We start from the raw sequence: 22,759 nt of genomic DNA, 5'->3' as shown, positions 1-22,759 counted from the left end.
CGTCGGAAGCCTCGGCTTCCGCGGGGCCGTTCGCATGGGAGGCGGGCCGTTCGTGCAGGTCAGGCCGGTGGGGTCGTGCTCCCGGCCCCCGCCCGCGTCGCGTCCGCGCCCCAGCTCGCCAGCAGGCGCAGCGCCTGGGCCGACGGGGTGTCCGGTTCCGCGTGGTACGTGATCAGGGACTGCTCGGCGTCGTCGACCAGGCGGAACGTCTCGAAGGACAGGGTCAGGTCGCCGACCAGCGGGTGCCGCAGCCGCTTGACGCCGAAGCTCTTCTCCTTGACGTCGTGCGCGGCCCACAGCCGGCGGAACTCCTCGCTCTTCACGGAGAGCTCGCCCACCAGGGCGGACAGCCGCGGGTCGTCCGGGTGGCAGCCCGCGTCCATGCGCAGATAGCCGACCATGTCCTGCGCCTTCTGGTCCCACTCGACGAACAGGTCGCGGTACTCGGGCCGCAGGAACACCAGCCGCGCCCAGTTCCGCTCCGGCGCCGGCAGCTCCGCCCAGTCGCCGAAGAGGGCCGCGGCCATCCGGTTCCAGGCCAGGACGTCCGAGCGGCGCCCCACGATGTACGCCGGGACGGTGTCGATCGAGTCCAGCAGATGCCGCAGCGTCGGCCGCACCTGCTGGGTGCGCGCCACCGGCTTCTTCTTGTGCTGCTTCGGCTTCGCCAGGTGCGTCAGATGGGCGTGCTCGGCGTCGCTCAGCCGCAGGGCGCGCGCGATCGCGTCCAGCACCTCCGCCGAGACGTTGCGCCCGTTGCCCTGCTCCAGCCGTGTGTAGTACGCCACGGAGACCCCGGCCAGCTGCGCCAGCTCCTCACGGCGCAGCCCGGGCACGCGCCGCCGCCCGAAGTCGGGCAGCCCCACGTCCTCCGGCTTCAGCCGGGCACGCCGGGTGCGCAGGAACTCACTGAGCTCGGCACGCCGGTCCAGGCCCCCGCCGGACTGCGATGCGGGCTCCTGTACGGGTTCGGGCTGTTCGTCCATGCCCTCCAGTATTCATGGTCGTACGCACACGAGCCTGACCCCGCCAGTGGTACGCACCGTGTACGTACGCAAAACCGTGGTCTGGGTAGACGCTCGCGTTTTCGGCACGCTGGTGTGCGTGCCCGGTCAGAAGATCCAGAAGGCAGCCGGGCACACAACCCCCGCTAGGAGAACCCCGGCATGACCACTGTCGCCGCGTACGCCGCACCCGCCCCCAAGGCTCCGCTGGAGCGCACCACCATCGAGCGCCGCGAGGTCCGCGAGTTCGATGTCCTGATCGACATCAAGTTCGCCGGCATCTGCCACTCCGACATCCACCAGGCCCGCGAGGGCTGGGGCGAGGCCATCTTCCCGATGGTCCCCGGCCACGAGATCGCCGGTGTCGTCACCGAGGTCGGCCCGGGCGTGACGAAGTTCGCCGTCGGCGACCGCGTGGGCGTCGGCTGCATGGTCGACTCCTGCCGCGAGTGCGAGAACTGCAAGGCCGGGCACGAGCAGTACTGCGTCGAGGGCAACATCCAGACGTACAACGCCGTCGGCAGGGACGGCGAGCCCACCTACGGCGGCTACTCGCAGAAGGTCGTCGTCGACGAGAACTTCGTCGTCGGCATCCCCGACGGCCTCTCCCTCGATGTCGCCGCCCCGCTGCTGTGCGCCGGCATCACCCTCTACTCCCCGCTCAAGCGCTTCGGCGCCGGCCCTGGCAAGAAGGTCGCGATCCTGGGCCTGGGCGGCCTCGGCCACATGGGCGTGAAGATCGCCCACGCCCTCGGTGCCGAGGTCACCGTGCTGTCGCAGTCCCTGCGCAAGCAGGAGGACGGCCTGCGGTTCGGCGCCGACCACTACTACGCCACCAGCGACCCGAAGACCTTCGAGGAGCTGAACGGCACGTTCGACCTGATCGTGTCCACGGTGTCGGCCCCGCTGGACTTCAACGCCTACCTGGGGCTGCTGAAGCCCGAGGGCACGCTGGCGAACGTCGGCGCCCCCGAGGAGCCGGTCTCCCTCAGCCTCTTCTCGGTGATCGGCGGCGGCAAGTCGCTCGCCGGTTCCATGATCGGCGGCATCCCGGAGACCCAGGAGATGCTGGACTTCTGCGCCGAGCACGGCCTCGGTGCCGAGATCGAGCTGATCCGCGGTGACCAGATCAACGAGGCGTACAAGCGCGTGGAGGACAGCGATGTGCGGTACCGGTTCGTGATCGACACGGCGACGATCTGAGACTGATCATGGGGGCCTCGGAAGCACGTCGATCGTGCGCCGGGGCCCTCAGCGTCGCCCGAGGAGCCACAGCAGGTAGGGCCCGCCCACCAGCGAGGTGAGCGCGCCCACCGGGATCTCCAGCGGCGGCAGCAGCGTACGGGCCGCCAGATCGGCGCCGACCAGGATCACGGCACCCGTCAGAGCCGAGGAGAGCAGCGGTAGCTGCGGTGTTCGCGTGAGGCGTCTCGCCAGCTGCGGAGCGGTCAGCGCGACAAAGCCGATCGGGCCCGCCGCGCCGGTCGCGGTCGCCGCGAGCACCACGCCCAGGACCGTCAGTCCCAGCCGGGCCCGGTCCACCCGTACGCCGAGCGAGGCCGCGGTCTCGGGGCCGAGTCCCAGCGGGCGCACCGCCCGGCTCGCCCACACCAGCCCCGGCAGACACAGCAGGCACACCACGGCCAGCGGCCCGGCCTGTTCCCAGCCCCGCCCGTTCAGGCTCCCGGTCAGCCACAGCTTGACCTGCTCGGCGGCCTCCAGCTCGCTGTCCGTCAGATACAGCTGCACCACGGCGCCCAGTGCGACGCCGATCCCGACGCCGGTCAGCACGAACCGGCTCGGTTGCATGCCGTGCCGCCAGGCCAGCACATAGACCAGCGCGGCGGCGGCCAGCCCGCCCGCGACCGACACGGCGGGCAGCGCGCCCGGGGAACTCACCGCCCCCGTCGCCAGCACGAACACGGTCGCCGCGGCGGCCCCGTGCCCGACTCCGATGACATCCGGACTGGCCAGCGGATTGCGCGTCACGGCCTGCACCAGGGCCCCCGCCACGCCCAGCGCCCCGCCGACCAGCGCCCCCAGCACGATCCGGGGCACCCGCAACTCGCCCACGACGAGCTCGTGAGGGCCGCTCCCGGTCCGCAGGGTGTGCCACACCTCGCCGGGCGATACGTACGCCTGCCCGGCACAGGCGGAGAGGAGCATGACGACGCCGAGGAGCAGGACGAGGGCCAGGGCGACGGCGGCGGAACGGCGGTGGAGGAGGAGGGAGACGCGAGGGTGGGGCCGTAGGACGGAGACCTGGCGGTGAGCCGGCTCGGCTGGGGACATTCGTGCTGTATCGGTCACGTCACAGCTCCTCTGCGCCGTACCAGCACCACCAGCACCGGCACTCCCACCACCGCCGTCATGACCCCGGCCGGCACCTCGGCGGGAGCCCGGACCACGCGCCCCGCCACGTCGGCTCCCACCAGCAAGCCCGCCCCGAGCAGTCCGGACAACGGCAGCACGATGCGATGTCCCCCGGACACCAGCCGCCGGGCCAGGTGCGGCACGGCCAGTCCCACGAACGCGATCGGCCCGGCCGCGGCCACCGCTGCGGCGGTCAGCAGCGTCGCCCCCGCAGCCGCCGCACCCCGCACCAGCCCGACCCGATGCCCCAAGGCCCGCGCCGCGTCGTCGCCGAGCGCCAGCGCGTCCAGGCCCCGGGCACACGCCAGCACCGCCAGCAGCCCCACGCCGAGGAAGGGCAGCATCGCGCCGACCGTGTCCGCGTCCCGGCCGCTGAGCGCGCCGACCTGCCAGAACCGGAACTGGTCCAGCGTCGCCGAGCCGGCCGTCAGTACGACCGTCATGGCACCCGCCGTCATCGCGGACAGGGCCGTCCCGGCCAGCGCCAGCTTCACCGGCGAGGCCCCGCCCCGGCCGCGTGCGGCGATCCCGTACACCAGGCACGCGGCCACGACCGCGCCGGTGAAGGCGTACCAGACGTAGCCGCCGAAGCCGCCGGCGAGCCCGGACGCGATGGCCACCACGACCCCGGCCGCGGCGCCCTGGCTCAGCCCGAGGATCCCCGGGTCGGCGAGCGGATTGCGGGTGACCGCCTGCAACGCGGCCCCCGCGATGCCGAGCGCCGCGCCCGCGGCCAGCCCCACCGCGGTCCGCGGCACCCGCAGGGACCGTACGACGAGCGCGTCCGGGGAGCCGCCGCCGTGCAGCAGCGCGTCGAGCACATGGTCCGGCGCCACCGGCCGGGTGCCGACGGCGAGGGAGAGGAGACCGGCCACGGCCACCACCAGCACGGCACCCAGTACGGAGAGCGCGGCCGGCGGCCGGACGGCGAGACGCCGGGTCACCTGCCGAGGTGCTCGGCGAGCTGCCGTACGACGAGGCGGGCGGCGGTGGGACCGGCGTTGAGGAACCAGGGGTCGTCGTCGACCTTCACGGCGTGCCCGGCGTCGACGGCCTTCATCGACTTCCACAGCGGCCCGGCCAGCACACTCCCGGCGTCGGTCTTCTCCGGGTCGCCCTGCACCGAGTAGAAGATCCAGTCGCCGTCGGCGACATCGATGCTCTCCGGCCCGACGTCCTCGGAGATCGCCGTGAACCGCTGGGACTCCGGCCGCTTCAGCCCCATGTCCACGGAGAGGGACCCGGTGAAGGAGGAGACGCCGAACATGCGCGTCCGGTCGGGCGTGAACCGCACCATGGAGACGGCCGGGTCGCCCTGTACGTCCCGCCCCTTGGCGCGAGCGTCCGCGGCGATGCCGTCGAGCAGGCGCCGTGCCCCCTGCCCCTTGCCGACCGCCTCGCCGACGAGCAGCAGGTCGCGCTTCCAGTTGATGCCGTTGCCTGCGGTGATCACGGTTGGCGCGATCTTCGACAGCTTGGGGTAGAGCTCGCCGAGCGAGTCGTTGGCGAGGATCAGGTCCGGCTGGGCGGCGGCCAGGGTCTCCAGGTTGGGGGCGGAACGGGTGCCCGCGTCGGTCATGCCGGCGAGCCGGTCCTTGTGGCGCGGGAAGGCGTCGGCCAGGTAGCCGGGCACGAGGCCGGCGTTGTCGGCGCGGGTGGTCGCCGTCGGGACGATCCCCAGCGACAGCAGGTCGTCGAGCTGCCCGGTGCTGAGGACGGCGATCTTCCGTGGCTCGGCCTTGATCGCCGTACTGCCCTCGAAGTGCTTGACGGTGCGCGGGAAGACCCCGTCCTCGTCGGTGTCGGCGCCCATGCCCTTCGCGAGGCCGCTCGGCGCGGCGGAGGGCCCGGCGGAGCCCTCGGCGGCGCCGATGACCTCGCTGCGCGAGCCGTCCCCCTGCTTGCCGTCCCCGCTGCCGCCGCCCGGCGACGAGCAACCGGCCAGCAGCCCTCCGGCGACGGCCAGGGCCAGGGCGGCCCTCAGTCCCACTGCACGCACCACGTACTCCGATCAATGAAATAAGGTGAGGCTTACCTTAATGTGTGCCGGAGTATGGTGGGTCGGGAGGGGAGGCCCACCATGACCGTGCAGCTGAACCACACCATCGTCGTCGCGCACGACAAGCGCGCCTCGGCCCGGTTCCTCGCCGACCTCCTGGGACTCGAAGTGAGCCCGCCCTACGGCCCGTTCCTCCCGGTCGAGATCGCCAACGGCGTGACGCTCGACTACATGGACACCCCCGGCACCATCACGCCGCAGCACTACGCCTTCCTCGTCTCGGAGGACGAGTTCGACGTGATCTTCGGCCGTATCCAGGAGGCCGGTCTGACGTACTGGGCGGACCCGTTCCACAGCCGCCCCGGCGAGATCAACCACAACGACGGCGGTCGCGGCGCGTACTTCGACGACCCCGACGGCCACCGACTGGAGATCATCACGAGGCCGTACGGCAGCGGCGGCTGACTTTCCTCTTGGCCGCGCGTCTGTCACATCTCCCCGCCGCCCTCCGTCATACCGGCGAAGGCGGACCGCGACAGCGAACCGCGAAGTCGACATCGGGGAGTGGTCATGACGTCATCCATCCTGGTCACCGGTGGTACGGGCACCCTGGGCGGCCATGTCGTCCCGCTGCTGCGCGCGGCCGGCCACGAGGTGCGGATCCTCAGCAGGAACGCCCGTCCGGCCGCGGACGGCATCGAGTACGTCACCGGCGATCTGCTCAAGGGCGAGGGCGTCGAGGCCGCCCTCGACGGCGCGGGGACCGTGCTGCACCTGGCGGGCGGCCCCAAGGGCGACGACGAGGCGACCCGCAATCTGGTGCGCGCCGCGTCCCGGGCCGGTGTACGGCACCTGGTCTACATCTCGGTCATCGGCGCGGACCGGGTGCCGCTGGCCTGGATGCGGACGAAGCTGGAGTCGGAGCGGGCCGTCGCCGACTCGGGCATCCCGTGGACGACCCTGCGCGCGGCCCAGTTCCACGACCTCGCGCTGACCATGGTCGAGAAGATGGCGAAGCTGCCGGTGTTCCCGGTCCCCGGCGGCCTGCGGCTCCAGCCGGTCGACTCCCGCGAAGTCGCCGCCCGCCTCGCGGAACTGACCCTCGGCACCCCGTCCGGCCTCGTCCCGGACCTGACCGGGCCGCACGTCCACGGCCTCGCCGACCTGGCCCGCCCCTACCTCCGCCTGAGGGGGCGGCGCCGCCCGATGCTGCCGGTGCGCATCCCCGGCAAGGCGGGGCGGGCGTACCGGGCCGGGGCGAACCTCACCCTGCGGGGGGCGGAGGAGGGGAAGCGGACCTGGGAGGAGTTCCTGGCGGAGCGGCTGGGCTAGGGGGCTAGGGGGCTAGGGGGCTCCTGGGGGCCTTACGGGCCTTACCGGGAAGCCGGCCGGTCCTGGTCGTCGAAGGTCCACACGGCACGGGGCCCCGGGCCGACGGCGAGGGTCGAGTGACCGATGCGCTCGTCGTGCCGGTACGCCACGGGCCGGTTCAGGGACATCCGGACCTGTCGCAGGCCCACCTGGTCGAGGGGCACGGCGTCGAAGCGGAGTGTGGTGGTGCCGCCCTTCGCGACGACGCCCCCGTCCGGCAGGGAGCGCACGGCGAACCCGCCGGCCTTCAGCAGCGGCACCGTGTTGGTGAGGTCGCGCGCGGTCACCGCGAGCCGGATGCCCGTCACGTCCCGCATCAGGTGGTCGCGGTAGGCGTCGGACAGATAGCGCTCCCGGCCCACGTCACCGGGGTGTGCGGCGGGCTCGGTGTTGCCGCGCGGGTCGGCGAAGTACTCCGGCCGGTACTCCATGCCCCAGGCGCCGAAGCGGTCGTACTGGTCGGTGGTGAAGACGGCGTCGAACCACGGCACGGGGACGCCGTCGCCGAAGTCGCGCGTCTGCCGGAACTCGATCGGGTCGCCGACCCCCTGCTCGCGCAGCCGCGCGAGCACCGTCACCAGGTCTCCCTTCCGCTCGGTCGAGACGCCCATGCCGCTGGCGCCGAGGGTGCCGTCCTTGCCGGGCAGGTCGCCGACCCCGAACAGCTCCAGGTAGGTCTCGCGCCCCATCAGATAGCGGCCGGTCCAGGTCTGCCCGCCGGAACCGGTCGTGGTGCGGACCTGGAAGTTGGCGAAGTCGCGCAGATAGGCGGAGTGCTCGATGGCGTCGGCGGTCTCCCGGTCGAGGACGCCGTAGGCGTGGTTGTAGAACAGCAATTGCCGTCCGGCGTCCGTGGCCCGCGCCGAACCCACCCCGCCCTGGACCGCCCCCGCGAGGGCCAGGGTGACGACCATGATCACCTGTAACGCTCGTCTGAGAACCATACGAAGGAGCGTAGAGCGGGAGGAACCGCTTCCGCTGGGGATCGCGGCGTTGTCAGAGGCTCTTCGCCGGGGATTCCTGGCCGCCCAGGTCGATCCGGAACGGCGGGTACTGGTCGGTCATCAGGGCGGCGTAGGCGGTCACCCGCGCGCACCAGCGGGCGAGGCCCAGCAGGAAGTCGAAGAGGTGCCGTGGATAGCGGGCGGTGAACAGCAGGATGACCACCGCGACCAGGGAGAGCCAGGGCATCAGCCCAGCGCCGCGCCAACTGCCCTCGCCCCAGCCGCCCCCGACGAACATCGCGACCACGATGTACTGCGGGATCGCCAGCAGCCACCACTTCACCAGGACCAGTCCGCGCGACAGCCGCTCGGGGTAGACGACGTCGAAGCGGGCCGGATAGTCGGGCACGTCGGCGAGGGTGAACGGCGGGTACCGGTCGGTGCCGAGGGCGGTGTGGGCGTAGTAACCGACCCGCCAGTTCCAGCGCAGCACGCCGACGTTGAAGTCGAAGAGGGACCTGGGGTAGCGGGCGGTGAACAGGATGGCGAAGAACGCGATGACCGTCACGACCGCGAACGCGATCCACAGGAAGAACAGCACGATGTAGTGCGGGATGGCGAGCAGCCACTTCACCAGCCACAGCCATCGGGACAGCCGGGCGTCCACAGACGCCTCGATACGCACGGGCGACGCGTTGACAGGAAGCATGTGGCGCGACTCCTTTCGCCTGCAGATTCGCAAGCGAGGAGGAGCCCCGCGACCCGGGCGGGGCCGTTCGCGCGTCCATGACCGATCGCGCGCCCGGGGCCGTTACGACAGGACGGGCGCGATGGCGTCCGGCTCGTCGGTGCCGTCGGGTTCCCGCGGCGGGTCGCTGAGCTGCTCGCGCACGTAGTTCCACACCACCGCGATCAGCGCGGCGATCGGGACGGCGAGCAGACTGCCCACGATGCCGGCCAGACTGCCGCCCAGCGTCACGGCCAGCAGCACCACGGCCGCGTGGAGGCCGAGCCCACGACTCTGGATCATGGGCTGGAAGACATTCCCCTCGAGCTGCTGCACCACCACGATGATGGCCAGCACCATCAGCGCGTCCGTCACGCCGTTGGAGACCAGCGCGATCAGGACCGCGACGAAACCGGCGAACAGGGCGCCGATGATCGGCACGAACGCGGAGACGAAGGTCAGCACCGCCAGCGGGAGCACCAGCGGCACGCCCAGGATCCACAGACCCAGGCCGATCAGGACCGCGTCGAGCAGTCCGACGGCCGCCTGGGACCGTACGAAGGACCCCAGGGTGGCCCAGCCGCGCGCGAACACGATCGGGACGTCGGCGGCGAACCGTCCGGGGAGCTGCCGGGACAGCCACGGCAGGAACTTCGGTCCGTCCTTGAGGAAGAAGAACATCAGGAAGAGGGCCAGGACGGCGGTGATCACGCCGTTCACCACGGTGCTCACGCCCGTGACGACCGTGGTGACCATGCTGCCCAGGCCGTCCTGCGCGCGTGCGACCGCGGTGTCGAACGCCTTGTTGATCTGGGCGTCACCGATGTTCAGCGGCGGCCCGGCGGCCCACTCGCGCAGCCGCTGGATGCCCTCGACCACGCCGTCGGTCAGCTGACCGGACTGCGACGCCACCGGCACCGCGATCAGTGCCACGACGCCCACGGCGACCAGCAGGAACAGCACGGTCACGAGCGACGCGGCGAGCGCGGGCGGCCACCCGCGACGACGCAGGGCGCGGGCCGCGGGCCAGGTCAGCGTGGTCAGCAGCAGTCCGACGACGAGCGGCCACACCACCGACCACATCCGGCCCAGCAGCCACAGAGACACGGCCAGCATCACGAAGACCAGCAGCAGCTCCGCGGACACCCGCGCGGACAGACGCAGCGCGTGACGGGCTTTCGTCGAACTCAGGGTCGAACTCAAAGGGGCAGTCACGGGGGCACCCTATTGCCAGGGAGCCCCCGCGTAGTCAGCGGTCCCGTCCCTCGCTCGCTCCGCGGGGCCGGGGGTCAGCCCTCGGCCTTGGCCACACCGATCGGGCAGGACAGGCCCGTGCCGCCGATGCCGCAGTATCCCGCCGGGTTCTTGTCCAGGTACTGCTGGTGGTAGCCCTCGGCCGGGTAGAAGGGGCGGCCCTGCGCCGGGGCGATCTCGGTGGTGATCTCGCCGAACCCGGAGGAGGCCAGAACCCTCTGATAGGAGTCGCGGGAGGACTGGGCGGTGGCCGCCTGCTCCGGGGTGTGGGTGTAGACCGCCGAGCGGTACTGCGTGCCCACGTCGTTGCCCTGACGGAAGCCCTGCGTGGGGTCGTGGGACTCCCAGAACGTCTTCAGCAGGCGCTCGTACGAGATCAGCTTCGGGTCGAAGACCACCCGCACGACCTCCGTGTGGCCGGTCAGGCCCGAGCAGACCTCCTCGTACGTGGGGTTCTCGGTGTGGCCGCCCTGGTAGCCGGCCAGGGTCGTCCACACTCCTGCCGGGAGCTGCCAGAACTTGCGCTCGGCGCCCCAGAAGCAGCCCAGGCCGAAGTCGGCGACCTCCAGGCCCTCCGGGTAGGGGCCGAGCAGGGCGTTGCCGAGGACGGTGTGGCGGTCGGGGACCGTGAACGCCGGCTCCGGGCGGCCGGGCAGCGCCTGCTCGGGGGAGGGCAGCTGGGGCGTACGGCTGTGCAGGAACATGCGGTCTCCAATCGGGGCGACGCCGCGCCGGGGCGACGCTCCCTACAACGTGCGGCGGCCGGGGGGAATTCCGGCCGCAGCCCGTGCCTCAGTGCGGCAGGCTCGCCGGGCTGCCGCCGTTCGCCTCGTAGCCCGCCACCGCCAGCGCCCGGTACACCGCGAACTCCGCCGCCGGGTCCTGGGACAGGGTCCAGGGCAGGGCGCCGACATGGCCGTCGATGTGTATCAGCTGGCTCATGGCCTCCGCCCAGCGCTCGCTGCGGACCAGGAAGAAGACCAGCAGATGCCGCGCGTGCGCCAGCATCGGGTCGTCGGCGCGGGCCGAGTGCACCGCGTGCAGGGCGCCGTGCATCGCCTTCGTGACGACCTCGGACTGCCAGAAGCTGCTGACCAGCGTCACCTCGGGGAGGTGCTCGAACACCGCGAAGAGGGGCATCGCCGCGAGCAGCGAGCCCTGGGGCGCGCGGGCCGCCGCGGCCTCGGCGAACGAGTAGGCCAGCTCACGCGAGCCGTGCCACTTCTCGCACCAGTAGTGCAGCGCGGCCAGGTGCGCTCCCATGTGCGCCGGATCGCGGTCCAGGATCTTCAGCCAGACCTGCTCGAAGTCCTTCTGCGAGTAGCCCAGCCCGCGGGCCACCGACAGCTCGACGATGTAGGGGACAGGATCGCCGGGGGAGAGCAACGCCGCGTCGCCGCACGCCGACCTGGCCTCCTCCATGATGATCCGGAACTCGTCCGTCCCCGGCGTCGCCGTCCGCCACGCCTGCTGCACCAGGAACTCGGCGTGCACCGCCGCGCCGCCCGCGTCCTTGGGCGCCTCGGCCCGCCACACCCGCAGCCACTGCCCGCCCGGCGCCTCGCCGACCCCGCCGGGCCGCTGCGCGAGCTCCAGCGAGGCGGCACCCGCGAAGGCCTGCACCCGCTGCCAGCGCCGCTCGCCCTCCGTCTCCGTGCCCGCGAGGAGCTGCTGCGCCGCGTGGTAGTCCTGCGAGCGCTGCACCACGTCCAGGACGTCGAGCAGGTCCTGGTCGGGGCCGGGCATGCGGATGTCGAGCTCCTCCTCGCGGACGAAGCCGTAGTTCGCCGGGTCCGCGGCGTCCGGGTGGTCGGGCGAGACCAGTCCGATCGCACCCCCGCGCCTGCGCCGCAGGAAGGGGAGCAGCACGAAGCCCAGCATGACCAGTGCGATCAGGACCCAGAGAATCTCCATGGAACAAGCGAACCAGACCGCGCCGACAATTGGCCAACCCCCTCCCCGAACCTGTGGAAAACCCGGCCGGGCGGCCCCCGGCGGACCTGTGGAAAACCCGGCGCCGGGCGCGCTTCGACTCGTACTCCGGCACTCTTCGTCTCGGCGCACTACCCTCGGTCCTCATGAGCGACAGGCACATCAGTCAGCACTTCGAGACGCTCGCGATCCACGCGGGCAACACGGCCGACCCCCTGACGGGCGCGGTCGTCCCGCCGATCTACCAGGTCTCGACCTACAAGCAGGACGGCGTCGGCGGTCTGCGCGGCGGCTACGAGTACAGCCGCAGCGCCAACCCCACCAGGACCGCGCTGGAGGAGAACCTCGCCGCCCTGGAGGGCGGCCGCCGCGGTCTCGCGTTCGCGTCCGGGCTGGCGGCCGAGGACTGCCTGCTGCGTACGCTGCTCAGCCCCGGCGACCACGTGGTCATCCCCAACGACGCCTACGGCGGCACCTTCCGGCTGTTCGCCAAGGTCGTCGCCCGCTGGGGTGTGGAGTGGTCGGTCGCCGACACCAGCGACCCGGCGGCGGTACGGGCCGCTCTCACCCCGAAGACCAAGGTCGTGTGGGTGGAGACCCCCTCCAACCCGCTGCTCGGCATCACCGACATCGCCGCCGTCGCGCAGATCGCCCGGGACGCGGGCGCCCGCCTCGTCGTCGACAACACCTTCGCCACGCCCTACCTCCAGCAGCCGCTGGCCCTGGGCGCGGACATCGTCGTGCACTCGCTGACCAAGTACATGGGCGGCCACTCGGACGTCGTCGGCGGCGCGCTGATCACCAGCGACGCCGACCTGGGCGAGGAACTGGCCTTCCACCAGAACGCGATGGGTGCCGTCGCCGGGCCCTTCGACTCCTGGCTGGTGCTGCGCGGCACCAAGACGCTCTCCGTCCGCATGGACCGGCACAGCGAGAACGCCGTCAAGGTCGCCGACATGCTCACCCGGCACGCGCGTGTGACGAGCGTGCTGTACCCGGGCCTGCCGGAGCACCCCGGCCACGAGATCGCCGCCAAGCAGATGAAGTCGTTCGGCGGCATGGTCTCGTTCCGTGTCGAGGGCGGCGAGGAGGCGGCCGTCGAGGTCTGCAACCGCGCCAAGGTGTTCACGCTGGGCGAGTCCCTGGGCGGCGTCGAGTCGCTCATCGAGCACCCCGGCCGCATGACGCACGCGTCCGTCGCCGGCTCGGCCCTCGAGGTCCCGGCCGACCTGGTGCGTCTGTCCGTCGGCATCGAGAACGCCGACGACCTGGTGGAAGACCTTCAGCAGGCGCTCGGCTAGGAAGACCCCGGCCCTCCAGGGGTCACCAGCCGGTGAGGGGTGGAGTCGTGTCCGACGGCGGCTCCACCCACGGGCGCGTCGTCAGCGCCCACACCGTGAACGCCACGGCCGCCGTGAGCAGCAGCAGCCACAGCATCCGGCGGGCCAGCGCCCTGCGCCGCAGCATGCGACCGCCCCGGCGCACCGCCTCCGTGTAGATCTCGGGCGGCACAGGCCGCTGCGCCCGCTCCATCATCCGCCGCACGGTCGCCTCGCGGTCGGTCCCTCTCATGACGGTCTCCGGTCGGGGGATGGGCTCATGGCGGCATCGCCTTCAGCTGCCGCATGGTCGCCTGCCTGTCGCAGCCGCTCATGCCGGCCCCGGTCGCGGGATGGGCTCATGCTGGCACCGCCCTCAGTTGCCGTACGGTCGCCTGCCTGTCGTTGCCGCTCATGTCGGCCCCGGTCGGGGGAAGGGCTCATGCCGGCCCCGCCCTCAGCCGGCGCACGGTCGGCTCCCTGTCGTTGCCGCCGGTGCCGGCCCCCGGTCGCCGGAAGGCTCATGACGGCACCGCCTTCGCGGCCGTCACCGACGGTGCCGGTCCCCGCGGGCGGTGCAGCAGGGTCGACGTCGCGCGGTGGCAGATGGCCCGTACGCGCTCCGCGGACAGGCCGAGCAGGGCGGCTGTCTGCTCCTCGGCGACGCCCTCGTAGAGCCTGAGGACCAGGATCAGGCGTTCCTGCGGGGTGAGCGGCGCGAGGGGGCTGTCGGGGTGCGGGCGGGCGCGGCCGCCGTACCGGTGCCAGGTGCCGCGCGCGAAGCGGGTGGCGAGGTACTGCCGGGTGCGGTCGTAGGGATCCTCGCCGCGCAGCCGGTCCCAGCACGCGTACGTGTGCGCCAAGGACAGGGTCAGCAGGCGCCGCGCGCGGGGATTGTCGTCCGGGGACTCGGCGGTGAGCAGGGTGGCGGTGCGCAGCAGCCGTCCCGCCGCGCCCGCGACGAACGCCTCGAACTCCCGGGCCCGACGGGCCGCCTGGGACGCATGCCGTTGTCGCATCGCGCCTCCCGCCCGCCGGCGACCCCGAGGATGCGGGCCCGGCCGCGTACGGACGCGACGGCCGCGTACGACAGGACCCGGTCTCATATCAGGCCAGGGTCGGCCCCGAGGTCAAGAGCCGCGCACGGCCGGCGCTCAGGACGGCGACTGCGTCTCCGGCCCCGGCACCCCCGGCACCGCCATCCGGGCGGACAGCGCGCTGTTGAAGCGCGTGAGGAGCGTGCAGAACGCCTCGCGCTCCTCCGGCTCCCACTCCTCGGTCAGCTCGGCCATCAACTGCCGCCGCGACGAGCGCACTTCCTCCAGCCGGGCCTGCCCGCGCGGGGACAGCTGGAGCACCACCGCGCGTCCGTCCTCGGGGTGCGAGGTCCGCTTCACCAGACCGGTGTCGACCAGCGGAGCCACCTGCCGGGTGACGGTCGACGAGTCGATCCCCATGCTCGCGGCGAGCGCCTTGACGCCCATCGGGCCTTCCTTGTCGAGACGGTTGAGCAGCAGGTACGCGGCGCGGTCCATGGAGTTGCGCACCTGTCCGACTCCGCCGAGCCGGGTCTGTTCGGCACGGCGGGCGAACAGCGCGACCTCGTGCTGCAGCGTGTCGAGAAGACCGGTGTCACCGACGGTCGTCATGTCCATCGACATTTCAGGTGTTGTGGGCATCGCCGGGGGCTCACTTCGTGGAGGGCTGGCTGATTGGGGGACAGGGTACGCGGCCGGGGGGCGGGTCGTACCGGCGCTTCACAAAGCGGGTCTCGGAGGTTGGTCACAACCGTCGTTCCCGCCTGTGAACTGCGATGCTGGTGTCATGAGCTACAGCACGGCTGACTCCTTGCGACCCGTCACCCTCGACGATGTGCGCGGCGCCCAGAAGATGCTCTCGGGTGTGGCGCGGGTGACCGCGATGGAAGGCAGCAGGCACCTCTCCCAGATGGTCGGCGCACCGGTGCACCTCAAGTGCGAGAACCTCCAGCGGACGGGTTCGTTCAAGCTGCGCGGCGCGTACGTCCGGATCGCAGGGCTGCTGCCCGAGGAGCGCGCCGCCGGTGTCGTCGCCGCGAGCGCCGGAAACCACGCGCAGGGCGTCGCCCTGGCGTCCTCGCTGCTCGGCGTGCGCTCCACGGTGTTCATGCCGAAGGGCGCCCCGCTGCCCAAGGTCAGCGCCACCCGGGACTACGGGGCCGAGGTGCGGCTGCACGGCCAGGTGGTCGACGAGACGCTGGCCGCCGCGCAGGAGTACGCGGCCGAGACGGGCGCGGTGTTCATCCACCCCTTCGACCACCCCGACATCATCGCGGGCCAGGGCACGGTGGGCCTGGAGATCCTCGAGCAGTGCCCCGAGGCGCGCACGATCGTCGTCGGCATCGGCGGGGGCGGTCTCGCCGCCGGGATCGCGGTGGCGGTGAAGGCCCTGCGGCCGGACCTCAGGATCGTGGGCGTCCAGGCGGAGGGCGCCGCGGCCTACCCGCCCTCACTGGCGGCCGGGCGGCCCGTGACCGTCGAGAACCCGGCGACGATGGCCGACGGCATCAAGGTCGGGCGGCCCGGCGACGTGCCGTTCGGGCTCGTCGGCGAGCTGGTCGACGAGGTGCGCACGGTCAGCGAGGACGAGCTGTCCGCCGCGCTGCTGCTGTGCCTGGAGCGGGCCAAGCTGGTCGTGGAGCCGGCCGGGGCGAGCCCGGTCGCGGCGCTGCTGAGCGAGCCCGGCTCCTTCGAGGGGCCGGTCGTCGCGGTGCTGTCGGGCGGCAACGTCGATCCGGTGCTGATGGAGCGGGTGCTGCGGCACGGCATGGCCGCGCAGGGCCGCTACCTGGCCGTACGGCTGCGGCTGACGGACCGTCCCGGCGCTCTCGCCACACTTCTGGGCGTGTTGTCAGTGGTGGACGCTAACGTCCTCGATGTGAGCCATGTACGGACCGACCCACGGCTCGGGCTCACGGAGGCGGAGGTCGAGCTGCACCTGGAGACGAAGGGCCCGGAGCACTGCGCCGAGGTCGGCCGGGCACTCCGCGAGGCGGGCTACACGGTCATGAGCTGAGCCGCGCCGGAGCCGGTCAAGATCCCTTTTTCTCACGGAACGCGACACCGATGAAACCTATTGTGAGACGCGATACATCGCGTTATGGTGTGTTCGTGCGAAGCATTAGCTACCTGTCCGGTGATCCCCGAAGACGTGGAGACTCATATGCCAGGCGCCATCTATGCCGAAGGTCTCGTCAAGACGTTCGGTGACGTCAAAGCCCTGGACGGCGTCGACCTCGACGTGCCCGAGGGCACGGTCCTCGGCCTGCTCGGGCCGAACGGCGCGGGCAAGACGACGACCGTCCGCTGCCTGACCACCCTGCTGCGACCCGACAGCGGACGGGCGGTCGTCGCGGGCATCGACGTGCTCAGACAGCCCGACGCCGTCCGCCGCTCGATCGGCCTGTCCGGCCAGTTCGCGGCCGTCGACGAATACCTGACCGGCCGTGAGAACCTCCAGATGGTCGGCCAGCTCTACCAGATGAGGGCGAAGGCGGCGAAGGAGCGCGCGGTCGAGCTGCTGGAGCAGTTCCACCTCACGGACGCCGCCGACCGGCCCACCAAGACCTACTCCGGAGGCATGCGCCGCCGGCTCGACCTCGCGGCGGCCCTGGTCGTCTCACCGCCCGTGATGTTCATGGACGAGCCGACGACCGGCCTCGACCCCCGCAACCGCCAGCAACTGTGGGAGGTCATCAAGCAACTGGTCTCCGGCGGCACGACGCTGCTGCTGACCACCCAGTATTTGGAAGAGGCCGACCACCTGGCCCACGACATCGCGGTCGTCGACCAGGGCCGGGTCATCGCCCAGGGCACCTCCGACCAGCTCAAGGCCCGCACCGGCGGCGAGCGCGTCGAGGTCGTGGTGCACGAGCGCGAGCACATCCAGGCCGCCGCCGAGGTCCTCGCCGGCTTCGGCAAGGGCGAGACCACGGTCGAGGAGCACATGCGCAAGCTGACCGCGCCCGTCACCGGCGGCGCCAAGCTCCTCGCCGAGGTCATCCGCGAACTGGACACCCGCGGCATCGAGATCGACGACATCGGCCTGCGCCGGCCGACCCTCGACGACGTCTTCCTGTCCCTTACGGGACACGTGGCCGAGGTCAAGGAGGCAGCCAAGTGAGCGCCGTCACCGACACCGTGCGGGTCGCGCCGGCCGCGAACCCGGTCAGCCAGTCGATCCGGGACTCGATGGTCGTTGCAAAACGCAATCTGATCAGAATGTCCCGCATTCCCGAGATGATTATCTATGGTCTGATTCAGCCCATCATGTTCGTGGTGCTGTTCACCTATGTCTTCGGCGGTTCGATGCAGATCGGCAGCAGCACCAGCGCCGTCGACTACAAGAACTTCCTCATGGCCGGCATCTTCGCGCAGACCGTCACATTCGCCACGGCCAGCTCCGGCGCGGGCATCGCCGACGACATGCACAAGGGCCTCATCGACCGCTTCCGCTCCCTGCCCATGGCACGCGGCGCGGTGCTCACCGGGCGCACCCTCGCCGACTCGGTGCAGACGGCCCTGACCCTGGTGGTGCTCGCGGTGGTGGCCCTGCTGGTGGGCTGGCGCGTCGGGTCCGACGGCAGCACCAACGCCGGCAAGGTGCTCGGGGCCTTCGGCCTGCTGCTCCTGCTCGGTTACGCGTTCACCTGGATCGGCGCCCTGATCGGCATGTCCGTCAGAACACCCGAGGCGGCCACGTCCAGCGGGCTCATCTGGCTCTTCCCGGTCACCTTCATCTCGAACGCGTTCGTGGACACCAGCCACATGACCCCATGGCTGCGCCACATCGCCGAGTGGAACCCCTTCAGCGCCACGGTCCAGGCCTGCCGCGTGCTGTTCGCCAACCCGGGCCAGTCGCCGTCGGACGCCTGGCCCATGCAGCACCCCGTCTGGGCCTCGCTGATCTACTCGGTCCTCATCCTGGTCGTCTTCCGGACGCTGGCGGTGCGCAAGTACCGCTCAGCGACGGCATGACAATGCCCCCGGCGCCGCAGCGACGCCGGGGGCAGGTCAAGGCTCGGTTGGTTCAGCCGTCGTACGGGTCGGCCTTGATGATCTTCACCGAGGCCTTCTTGCCGTTCGGCAGCTCGTACTCGGCGTCCTCGCCGACCTTGTGGCCGATCACGCCGCTGCCCAGCGGGGACTGCGGCGAGTACGTCTCGATGTCGGAGCTCGCGTATTCGCGTGAGGCGAGCAGGAACGTCAGCGTGTCGTCCTCGTCGCCGTCGAACGCGATCGTGACCACCATGCCCGGCGCCACCGCACCGTCCGCCGCGGGCGCCTCGCCGACCTTCGCGCTCTCGAGGAGCTGGGTGAGCTGGCGCACACGGAGTTCCTGCTTGCCCTGTTCCTCCTTGGCCGCGTGGTACCCGCCGTTCTCACGCAGGTCGCCCTCCTCGCGCGCGGCGGCGATCTTCGCGGAGATCTCCGCCCGCGCGGGACCAGTAAGGTGCGCAAGCTCAGCCTTGAGCTTGTTGTACGCCTCCTGGGTCAGCCAGGTGACGTTCTCGCTGGTCTGGGTCACAGGTGCTCCTCGTAGGTACTGGGAATACAAAGCATCGCCCTACCCAGAAGAATGTTCCTTCACGGATGGGCGAAACCACGAGCCTAACAATTCAGGGGCAGAAGGGGGAGGACATAAGCCATCAGAATCGCGTCAACGCAGGTCAGGCGCTACGTATTGCAGGCGACGTCCGTGGGGCCTCAGTCGGCCTGGCAGCCCTGCAGCTCGGCCGTCGTCCCGGGCGCCGTCGTGCGCAGCGTGAAGACCTTGTCGATGACGGTGGCGTCCCCGGTGAAGCGCAATTCGGCCCGGCCCACCACGGAACCGTCCTCGGCCTGTGAGCGCACGGTGCAGTAGCCGGTGGCACCGGCGTCCTTGCGGACCTCCAGATGCACCTTCACGGATTCCTTGCCGGGCTCGAAGCTGATCACTTCGGCGCTGATCTCGTTCTTGACGACGTAGTGGTAGCCGAACCAGCCGACCAGGGTCAGCAGCGCCACCGCGAGGACGCTGCCGATGATCTTGAGCTTGCGGTCGGCGCGCTCGTCCGAGGTACGGCCGTAACGGCCCTCGGGCGGTCGCGTGCTCGCCGTACTCATGATCGTCCTCCAGACAGGGCCGGGGCGAACGTCCTGGAAGAGGCCCCGTGGCCCGGTCCCGGAATTATTCGCCCCCCGGTTCGGTCACTATAGAAGCCGCTGATTGCGCCGACGCACAGAGGGCGCCGACTTACTGAGGATTGAGTCTTGACTGACCAGTTGCGACTGATGGCCGTGCACGCCCACCCCGACGACGAGTCGAGCAAGGGCGCGGCGACCATGGCGAAGTACGTGTCCGAGGGGGTGGACGTGCTGGTCGTGACCTGCACGGGCGGGGAGCGCGGCTCCATCCTCAATCCGAAGCTCCAGGGGGACGCGTACATCGAGGAGCACATCCACGAGGTACGCAAGAAGGAGATGGACGAGGCCCGGGAGATCCTCGGGGTCAAGCAGGAGTGGCTCGGCTTCGTCGACTCGGGGCTGCCCGAGGGCGACCCGCTGCCGCCGCTGCCGGAGGGCTGCTTCGCCCTGGAGGACGTGGACGTGGCGGCCGGGGAGCTGGTGCGGAAGATCCGCGCCTTCCGCCCCCAGGTGATCACCACCTACGACGAGAACGGCGGCTACCCGCACCCCGACCACATCATGACCCACAAGATCTCGATGGTCGCGTTCGAGGGGGCGGCGGACACCGAGAAGTACCCGGAGGACGAGTACGGCCCGGCGTACCAGCCGCTGAAGATGTACTACAACCAGGGCTTCAACCGCCCCCGCACCGAGGCGCTGCACCAGGCGATGCTGGACCGGGGCCTGGAGTCGCCGTACGGGGACTGGCTCAAGCGCTGGGACGAGTTCGGTATGAAGCAGCGCACGCTCACCACGCATGTCCCGTGCGCCGACTTCTACGAGATCCGCGACAAGGCGCTGATCGCGCACGCCACGCAGATCGATCCGGACGGCGGCTGGTTCCGGGTGCCGATGGACATCCAGAAGGAGGTCTGGCCGACGGAGGAGTACGAGCTGGCGAAGTCTCTCGCCGATACCTCCCTCCCCGAGGACGACCTCTTCGCGGGCGTCCGCGACAATGCCTGACATGAGCGCAAGCGCAAGCCTGGCAATGACGCACCTCGTCTCCTTCGCCAAGGAGGTCGACGAGGACAAGGTCACCCCCGGCGTCCTCGGCTTCATCGTCTTCGCGGCGATGGCCCTGGCGGTGTGGGCCCTGATGAAGTCCATGAGCCGGCACATGAACAGGGTCGACTTCACCCAGGTCCCGGACCCCGAGGCCGAGCAGGCCGAGGCGGATGCGGAGCCGGACTCGGAAGCCGAGTCGAAGGAGTCCGCCGAGAGCGCCGCCGGGCCCGCGAAGAAGCCGTCCGCGAACGGCTGACCAACCCGGCTGCCGCCCGTCGGCAGCTCGCTGTCACCGGCTGTGGGCGGCCAGTGACAGCAGCAGGTGCGCCGTCTCCGGCCGCAGATGGTCGGAGTGGGCGCCCGCCGGGCCGTGCCCCCGGACGAAGACGTCGCTCGCGTCCACGCTGACGAAGCGATGGTCGAGCGCGGCGAGGGGGTAGGGCTCGGCGCGCGGCAGCATCCGGATCGCCGAGACGGGGGCGGGCGCGGTCCCGATGCCCGCGTGGCCGACACCCGCCCGCTTCTCGGCCCGCAGATGCCAGAAGCCGGTGGCACGGTCGTGCCGGGAGTACGTCGCGACCACCGGGCCGCGCAGCGGCGCCTCGGAGAGAGCGGGGAAACCGGTCGCGAACGCGTCGCGCGGGGCCGCCATCTGCAACAGCAGCATCGAGTCCACCGTGAAGGGCCGGCCGGGCGGCTCCGGTGTGCTCCAGCCCAGGGTGAGCGGCTCGTCGGCGGCCCACTGCACGGCCTCGCACAGGAAGCGGCAGCCGAAGGAGTGGCCGATCAGGTGCAGATACTGGCCCTCGCGGTTGGTGAGGACGGGCGGGGCGGCCGGGTCCCCGCGCAGGCCGTCCAGACAGCCGAGCAGCCGGCCGATGACATGAGCCGCGTGACCCCGGGTGCTCATGGCGTGCGCCCGGTCCCGGATACGCCGGTAGCCCCCGAGCGAGGGCAGCGAGCGGGAGGGCCAGCGGACCAGCACGGTCCACGGCTGCCACGGCCGCAGCCCCCGGTACAGGGCCGGGCGGCGGTCGTACTGGGCCGAGGCGAGGGCCAGCAGGCGGCGGACCGCCACCAGGGCCGCGTCGGGCTCGGTCCGCCAGCCGTGGACATAGACCAGGAGGTCCGTCGCCCACGCGGGCGGGGACAGCTCCTCGTGGAAATGGTCGGCCAGCCGGTCGGCGGGGACCGGGCGCGGACCGCGCCGCGTCTCCTCCAGCAGCCAGCCGTCCGGCCCCAGGTCGACGGTGCGCACCGGCACATCCGTGGCACTCATACGGGCACCTCCCGCTCGGCGTCCGTGTCGGGCGCGTCGGCCCGTTCCAGGCGGGTGTCCATGCCGTGGTGGAGGGCGTAGGCCAGGCCCAGGGGATTGTGCAGTTCGCCGGCGAAGTGCCGGGTCACCGCGAGGGCGATGCTGCCCGCGGTCTGCGTCCCGTCCAGATAGCGGGTCAGGAACTCCAGCGCGTACTCGGCCGCGAAGACCTGGGGTATCTCTATCTGCGGGCCCAGCACACCCCGCGCCCCCGCGTCGACGAACGCCCGGCTCAGGAACTTGGCGTCCGTGCTTCCCTCGGGCAGCCCCGCGTGGCAGGCGTTGAGGACGACGAACGGCTGGAACGGGTGGTCGACGCCGAAGCGGCGGCGCCGTTCGCGGATCGTGTGCGCGTCGATGCTCTTGTGGTCGGTGAGGCTGAGCACCAGGGAGGGCGGCTGTGCCCCGTCGGCGGTGAAGCGGCCGTGGCACCAGAAGTACATCAGCTGCTCGCACAGATCGGACCGGGCCAGCGCGCTCACCAGTTCCTGCCAGGTGGACCGTTCGACGAACCGGGTGCCCTTGGCGAGGAGGGCCGCCACGTCGGCGGCGCGGGTGCGGCCCGCCCGGTCGACGCGGGTGTCGTGGTTCAGGCTCACGGCCGGTACGTGGGGGGCCTCGCGCAGGCCGGCGAGCCAGGGGTAGGCGCCGCCGGTCTGCTCGATCTGATGGCGGTGGCCGAGGAAACGCCGGAACAGCGCGGGGAGGGCCTCCGCGGGGGGCTCGGGGTCGGGCGGCAGGTCCTCCGCCGCCAGGCACACCATCGGCCAGGGCAGATGCAGATCCGAGTCGAAACGGACCCGCAGGCCCTCGCCCCGGGCGAGGGCCTCCGTCAGATAGCCGCGGAAACGGGCGATGCGCGGGTCGGTGCCGCCCAGCAGCGTGCCGTACAACAACTCCGAGCCGACCAGGGCGAGTTCCTCCATCAGGGTGGTCAGCTCGTCCACGGGACGGGAGCGCAGGTCCACCAGGGAGGCGTACGGGGTCTCCGGCTCGCCCGCGGCGGGGCGGCCGTCGGCCGTCTGGGGACGGTGGTCGACCAGGACCTCCTTCCACATCCGGCACAGCCGCGCCGCGGCGGACCGCACCTCGGCCGGATGCACCGCCAGATCCACCCGGTGCTCCGTGCCGTACAGCGACGGCACGGCCGGGCCGTAGAGCCGCGCCCTGAGACGGTCGTCGCCCAGGACGTCCAGGGACACCGTGATGTCCGGCCCCTCGGTCAGCGCGTCGGGCAGGGCGGTGAAGCCGCGGCTGGGGTCCTGGATGATGCGTACGTGAAGCTCTCTTGGCATGCGCGGGGC

Annotated in this window: 25 protein-coding genes; 9 read left to right on the top strand and 16 right to left on the bottom strand. The window is 71.5% G+C overall.

What is annotated here, in order from left to right; translation table 11 throughout:
• Positions 1-59 precede the first annotated feature (59 nt).
• Complete coding sequence (locus ACFT4A_RS19515) at positions 60-986, bottom strand: helix-turn-helix domain-containing protein (RefSeq protein ID WP_382831806.1); 927 nt, start codon at positions 984-986, stop codon at positions 60-62.
• 180 nt (positions 987-1,166) lie between these two features.
• Between ACFT4A_RS19515 and ACFT4A_RS19510 the strand changes: the two genes are divergently transcribed.
• Positions 1,167-2,207 carry an NAD(P)-dependent alcohol dehydrogenase gene (locus ACFT4A_RS19510; protein WP_382831804.1) on the top strand — a complete coding sequence of 347 codons (1,041 nt, stop codon included), beginning with the start codon at positions 1,167-1,169 and terminating at the stop codon, positions 2,205-2,207.
• Positions 2,208-2,255: 48 nt separating this feature from the next.
• Here the strand turns inward: ACFT4A_RS19510 and ACFT4A_RS19505 are convergent, their stop codons facing one another.
• Genes ACFT4A_RS19505 through ACFT4A_RS19495 form a run of 3 tightly spaced genes read right to left on the bottom strand, consistent with a single transcriptional unit; the run spans position 2,256 to position 5,376 of the window.
• Positions 2,256-3,296 (bottom strand): FecCD family ABC transporter permease, encoded by a 1,041-nt coding sequence (locus ACFT4A_RS19505; RefSeq protein ID WP_382831801.1) that lies wholly within the window; start codon positions 3,294-3,296, stop codon positions 2,256-2,258.
• Between the two features lie 14 nt (positions 3,297-3,310).
• Positions 3,311-4,321 carry a FecCD family ABC transporter permease gene (locus tag ACFT4A_RS19500; protein WP_382831798.1) on the bottom strand — a complete coding sequence of 337 codons (1,011 nt, stop codon included), beginning with the start codon at positions 4,319-4,321 and terminating at the stop codon, positions 3,311-3,313.
• Positions 4,318-5,376 (bottom strand): ABC transporter substrate-binding protein, encoded by a 1,059-nt coding sequence (locus ACFT4A_RS19495; protein WP_382831796.1) that lies wholly within the window; start codon positions 5,374-5,376, stop codon positions 4,318-4,320. The genes ACFT4A_RS19500 and ACFT4A_RS19495 overlap by 4 nt, the downstream gene beginning before the upstream one ends.
• A gap of 81 nt (positions 5,377-5,457) precedes the next feature.
• Here ACFT4A_RS19495 and ACFT4A_RS19490 point away from each other — a divergent pair, with 81 nt between their 5' ends.
• Both ACFT4A_RS19490 and ACFT4A_RS19485 read left to right on the top strand, forming a co-directional pair.
• The gene (locus ACFT4A_RS19490) at positions 5,458-5,841 is read left to right on the top strand and encodes a VOC family protein (RefSeq protein WP_382831793.1); all 384 of its coding nucleotides are present in this window, start codon (positions 5,458-5,460) and stop codon (positions 5,839-5,841) included.
• A 105-nt stretch (positions 5,842-5,946) separates the two neighbouring features.
• Positions 5,947-6,708 carry an SDR family oxidoreductase gene (locus ACFT4A_RS19485; protein ID WP_382831790.1) on the top strand — a complete coding sequence of 254 codons (762 nt, stop codon included), beginning with the start codon at positions 5,947-5,949 and terminating at the stop codon, positions 6,706-6,708.
• 41 nt (positions 6,709-6,749) lie between these two features.
• Here the strand turns inward: ACFT4A_RS19485 and ACFT4A_RS19480 are convergent, their stop codons facing one another.
• The 5 genes from ACFT4A_RS19480 to ACFT4A_RS19460 form a co-directional block, all read right to left on the bottom strand.
• Positions 6,750-7,691: a DUF5829 family protein gene (locus ACFT4A_RS19480; RefSeq protein WP_382831788.1), complete on the bottom strand. Its 942-nt coding sequence runs from the start codon at positions 7,689-7,691 to the stop codon at positions 6,750-6,752.
• 52 nt (positions 7,692-7,743) lie between these two features.
• The gene (locus ACFT4A_RS19475; protein WP_382831785.1) at positions 7,744-8,400 is read right to left on the bottom strand and encodes a DUF4389 domain-containing protein; all 657 of its coding nucleotides are present in this window, start codon (positions 8,398-8,400) and stop codon (positions 7,744-7,746) included.
• Between the two features lie 102 nt (positions 8,401-8,502).
• Positions 8,503-9,609 (bottom strand): AI-2E family transporter, encoded by a 1,107-nt coding sequence (locus ACFT4A_RS19470; protein WP_382831815.1) that lies wholly within the window; start codon positions 9,607-9,609, stop codon positions 8,503-8,505.
• A 98-nt stretch (positions 9,610-9,707) separates the two neighbouring features.
• A complete protein-coding gene (msrA, locus tag ACFT4A_RS19465; RefSeq protein WP_382831782.1) occupies positions 9,708-10,376 on the bottom strand; it encodes a peptide-methionine (S)-S-oxide reductase MsrA in 669 nt (222 codons plus the stop codon).
• Between the two features lie 88 nt (positions 10,377-10,464).
• Entirely contained in the window at positions 10,465-11,586 is a 1,122-nt protein-coding gene (locus ACFT4A_RS19460) for a hypothetical protein (RefSeq protein WP_382831781.1), read from the bottom strand.
• Positions 11,587-11,750: 164 nt separating this feature from the next.
• On the opposite strand from ACFT4A_RS19460, the gene ACFT4A_RS19455 reads away from it, so the two are divergent.
• On the top strand, positions 11,751-12,905 hold the full coding sequence (locus tag ACFT4A_RS19455; protein WP_382831779.1) for a cystathionine gamma-synthase: 1,155 nt from the start codon (positions 11,751-11,753) through the stop codon (positions 12,903-12,905).
• Between the two features lie 22 nt (positions 12,906-12,927).
• Here ACFT4A_RS19455 and ACFT4A_RS19450 read toward each other — a convergent pair whose 3' ends face one another.
• The 3 genes from ACFT4A_RS19450 to ACFT4A_RS19440 form a co-directional block, all read right to left on the bottom strand.
• A complete protein-coding gene (locus ACFT4A_RS19450; RefSeq protein WP_382831776.1) occupies positions 12,928-13,176 on the bottom strand; it encodes a hypothetical protein in 249 nt (82 codons plus the stop codon).
• A gap of 268 nt (positions 13,177-13,444) precedes the next feature.
• On the bottom strand, positions 13,445-13,942 hold the full coding sequence (locus ACFT4A_RS19445) for a sigma factor-like helix-turn-helix DNA-binding protein (RefSeq protein ID WP_382831773.1): 498 nt from the start codon (positions 13,940-13,942) through the stop codon (positions 13,445-13,447).
• Positions 13,943-14,077: 135 nt separating this feature from the next.
• Positions 14,078-14,584: a MarR family transcriptional regulator gene (locus ACFT4A_RS19440; RefSeq protein WP_189722925.1), complete on the bottom strand. Its 507-nt coding sequence runs from the start codon at positions 14,582-14,584 to the stop codon at positions 14,078-14,080.
• A gap of 163 nt (positions 14,585-14,747) precedes the next feature.
• Here ACFT4A_RS19440 and ilvA point away from each other — a divergent pair, with 163 nt between their 5' ends.
• From ilvA to ACFT4A_RS19425, 3 genes are all read left to right on the top strand, one after another.
• Positions 14,748-15,977, top strand: coding sequence for a threonine ammonia-lyase (gene ilvA, locus ACFT4A_RS19435; RefSeq protein WP_382831770.1), 1,230 nt, complete (start codon positions 14,748-14,750; stop codon positions 15,975-15,977).
• A 147-nt stretch (positions 15,978-16,124) separates the two neighbouring features.
• Positions 16,125-17,084, top strand: coding sequence for an ATP-binding cassette domain-containing protein (locus tag ACFT4A_RS19430; RefSeq protein WP_382831767.1), 960 nt, complete (start codon positions 16,125-16,127; stop codon positions 17,082-17,084).
• Complete coding sequence (locus ACFT4A_RS19425; RefSeq protein WP_184591050.1) at positions 17,081-17,938, top strand: ABC transporter permease; 858 nt, start codon at positions 17,081-17,083, stop codon at positions 17,936-17,938. The genes ACFT4A_RS19430 and ACFT4A_RS19425 overlap by 4 nt, the downstream gene beginning before the upstream one ends.
• A 52-nt stretch (positions 17,939-17,990) precedes the next feature.
• Here ACFT4A_RS19425 and greA read toward each other — a convergent pair whose 3' ends face one another.
• Both greA and ACFT4A_RS19415 read right to left on the bottom strand, forming a co-directional pair.
• Complete coding sequence (gene greA / locus ACFT4A_RS19420) at positions 17,991-18,488, bottom strand: transcription elongation factor GreA (protein WP_184591048.1); 498 nt, start codon at positions 18,486-18,488, stop codon at positions 17,991-17,993.
• Between the two features lie 179 nt (positions 18,489-18,667).
• Entirely contained in the window at positions 18,668-19,066 is a 399-nt protein-coding gene (locus tag ACFT4A_RS19415) for a DUF4307 domain-containing protein (protein ID WP_382831762.1), read from the bottom strand.
• 147 nt (positions 19,067-19,213) lie between these two features.
• Between ACFT4A_RS19415 and mca the strand changes: the two genes are divergently transcribed.
• Positions 19,214-20,095 carry a mycothiol conjugate amidase Mca gene (gene mca, locus ACFT4A_RS19410; RefSeq protein ID WP_189722930.1) on the top strand — a complete coding sequence of 294 codons (882 nt, stop codon included), beginning with the start codon at positions 19,214-19,216 and terminating at the stop codon, positions 20,093-20,095.
• Positions 20,088-20,393 (top strand): hypothetical protein, encoded by a 306-nt coding sequence (locus ACFT4A_RS19405; RefSeq protein WP_382831760.1) that lies wholly within the window; start codon positions 20,088-20,090, stop codon positions 20,391-20,393. The genes mca and ACFT4A_RS19405 overlap by 8 nt, the downstream gene beginning before the upstream one ends.
• A gap of 33 nt (positions 20,394-20,426) precedes the next feature.
• Here ACFT4A_RS19405 and ACFT4A_RS19400 read toward each other — a convergent pair whose 3' ends face one another.
• Both ACFT4A_RS19400 and ACFT4A_RS19395 read right to left on the bottom strand, forming a co-directional pair.
• The gene (locus tag ACFT4A_RS19400) at positions 20,427-21,416 is read right to left on the bottom strand and encodes a hypothetical protein (RefSeq protein WP_382831758.1); all 990 of its coding nucleotides are present in this window, start codon (positions 21,414-21,416) and stop codon (positions 20,427-20,429) included.
• On the bottom strand, positions 21,413-22,750 hold the full coding sequence (locus ACFT4A_RS19395) for a CHAT domain-containing protein (protein WP_382831755.1): 1,338 nt from the start codon (positions 22,748-22,750) through the stop codon (positions 21,413-21,415). The genes ACFT4A_RS19400 and ACFT4A_RS19395 overlap by 4 nt, the downstream gene beginning before the upstream one ends.
• Between the last annotated feature and the right edge of the window lie 9 nt (positions 22,751-22,759).

It is taken from the genome of Streptomyces sp. NPDC057099, assembly GCF_042671245.1.
Classification (GTDB): Bacteria; Actinomycetota; Actinomycetes; order Streptomycetales; family Streptomycetaceae; genus Streptomyces; species Streptomyces purpurascens.
The sequence above is the reverse complement of the archived record's forward strand: the minus strand, read 5'-3'. Positions and strand labels throughout refer to the sequence as shown.

What these genes read in the sequence shown, in the direction of transcription:
- ACFT4A_RS19515 (WP_382831806.1), bottom strand. Translation starts at nt 986, where the DNA reads ATGGACGAACAGCCCGAACCCGTACAGGAGCCCGCATCGCAGTCCGGC.
- ACFT4A_RS19510 (WP_382831804.1), top strand. Translation starts at nt 1,167, where the DNA reads ATGACCACTGTCGCCGCGTACGCCGCACCCGCCCCCAAGGCTCCGCTG.
- ACFT4A_RS19505 (WP_382831801.1), bottom strand. Translation starts at nt 3,296, where the DNA reads ATGTCCCCAGCCGAGCCGGCTCACCGCCAGGTCTCCGTCCTACGGCCC.
- ACFT4A_RS19490 (WP_382831793.1), top strand. Translation starts at nt 5,458, where the DNA reads ATGACCGTGCAGCTGAACCACACCATCGTCGTCGCGCACGACAAGCGC.
- ACFT4A_RS19485 (WP_382831790.1), top strand. Translation starts at nt 5,947, where the DNA reads ATGACGTCATCCATCCTGGTCACCGGTGGTACGGGCACCCTGGGCGGC.
- ACFT4A_RS19480 (WP_382831788.1), bottom strand. Translation starts at nt 7,691, where the DNA reads ATGGTTCTCAGACGAGCGTTACAGGTGATCATGGTCGTCACCCTGGCC.
- ACFT4A_RS19475 (WP_382831785.1), bottom strand. Translation starts at nt 8,400, where the DNA reads ATGCTTCCTGTCAACGCGTCGCCCGTGCGTATCGAGGCGTCTGTGGAC.
- msrA (WP_382831782.1), bottom strand. Translation starts at nt 10,376, where the DNA reads ATGTTCCTGCACAGCCGTACGCCCCAGCTGCCCTCCCCCGAGCAGGCG.
- ACFT4A_RS19460 (WP_382831781.1), bottom strand. Translation starts at nt 11,586, where the DNA reads ATGGAGATTCTCTGGGTCCTGATCGCACTGGTCATGCTGGGCTTCGTG.
- ACFT4A_RS19455 (WP_382831779.1), top strand. Translation starts at nt 11,751, where the DNA reads ATGAGCGACAGGCACATCAGTCAGCACTTCGAGACGCTCGCGATCCAC.
- ACFT4A_RS19450 (WP_382831776.1), bottom strand. Translation starts at nt 13,176, where the DNA reads ATGAGAGGGACCGACCGCGAGGCGACCGTGCGGCGGATGATGGAGCGG.
- ACFT4A_RS19445 (WP_382831773.1), bottom strand. Translation starts at nt 13,942, where the DNA reads ATGCGACAACGGCATGCGTCCCAGGCGGCCCGTCGGGCCCGGGAGTTC.
- ACFT4A_RS19440 (WP_189722925.1), bottom strand. Translation starts at nt 14,584, where the DNA reads ATGTCGATGGACATGACGACCGTCGGTGACACCGGTCTTCTCGACACG.
- ilvA (WP_382831770.1), top strand. Translation starts at nt 14,748, where the DNA reads ATGAGCTACAGCACGGCTGACTCCTTGCGACCCGTCACCCTCGACGAT.
- ACFT4A_RS19430 (WP_382831767.1), top strand. Translation starts at nt 16,125, where the DNA reads ATGCCAGGCGCCATCTATGCCGAAGGTCTCGTCAAGACGTTCGGTGAC.
- ACFT4A_RS19415 (WP_382831762.1), bottom strand. Translation starts at nt 19,066, where the DNA reads ATGAGTACGGCGAGCACGCGACCGCCCGAGGGCCGTTACGGCCGTACC.
- ACFT4A_RS19405 (WP_382831760.1), top strand. Translation starts at nt 20,088, where the DNA reads ATGCCTGACATGAGCGCAAGCGCAAGCCTGGCAATGACGCACCTCGTC.
- ACFT4A_RS19400 (WP_382831758.1), bottom strand. Translation starts at nt 21,416, where the DNA reads ATGAGTGCCACGGATGTGCCGGTGCGCACCGTCGACCTGGGGCCGGAC.
- ACFT4A_RS19395 (WP_382831755.1), bottom strand. Translation starts at nt 22,750, where the DNA reads ATGCCAAGAGAGCTTCACGTACGCATCATCCAGGACCCCAGCCGCGGC.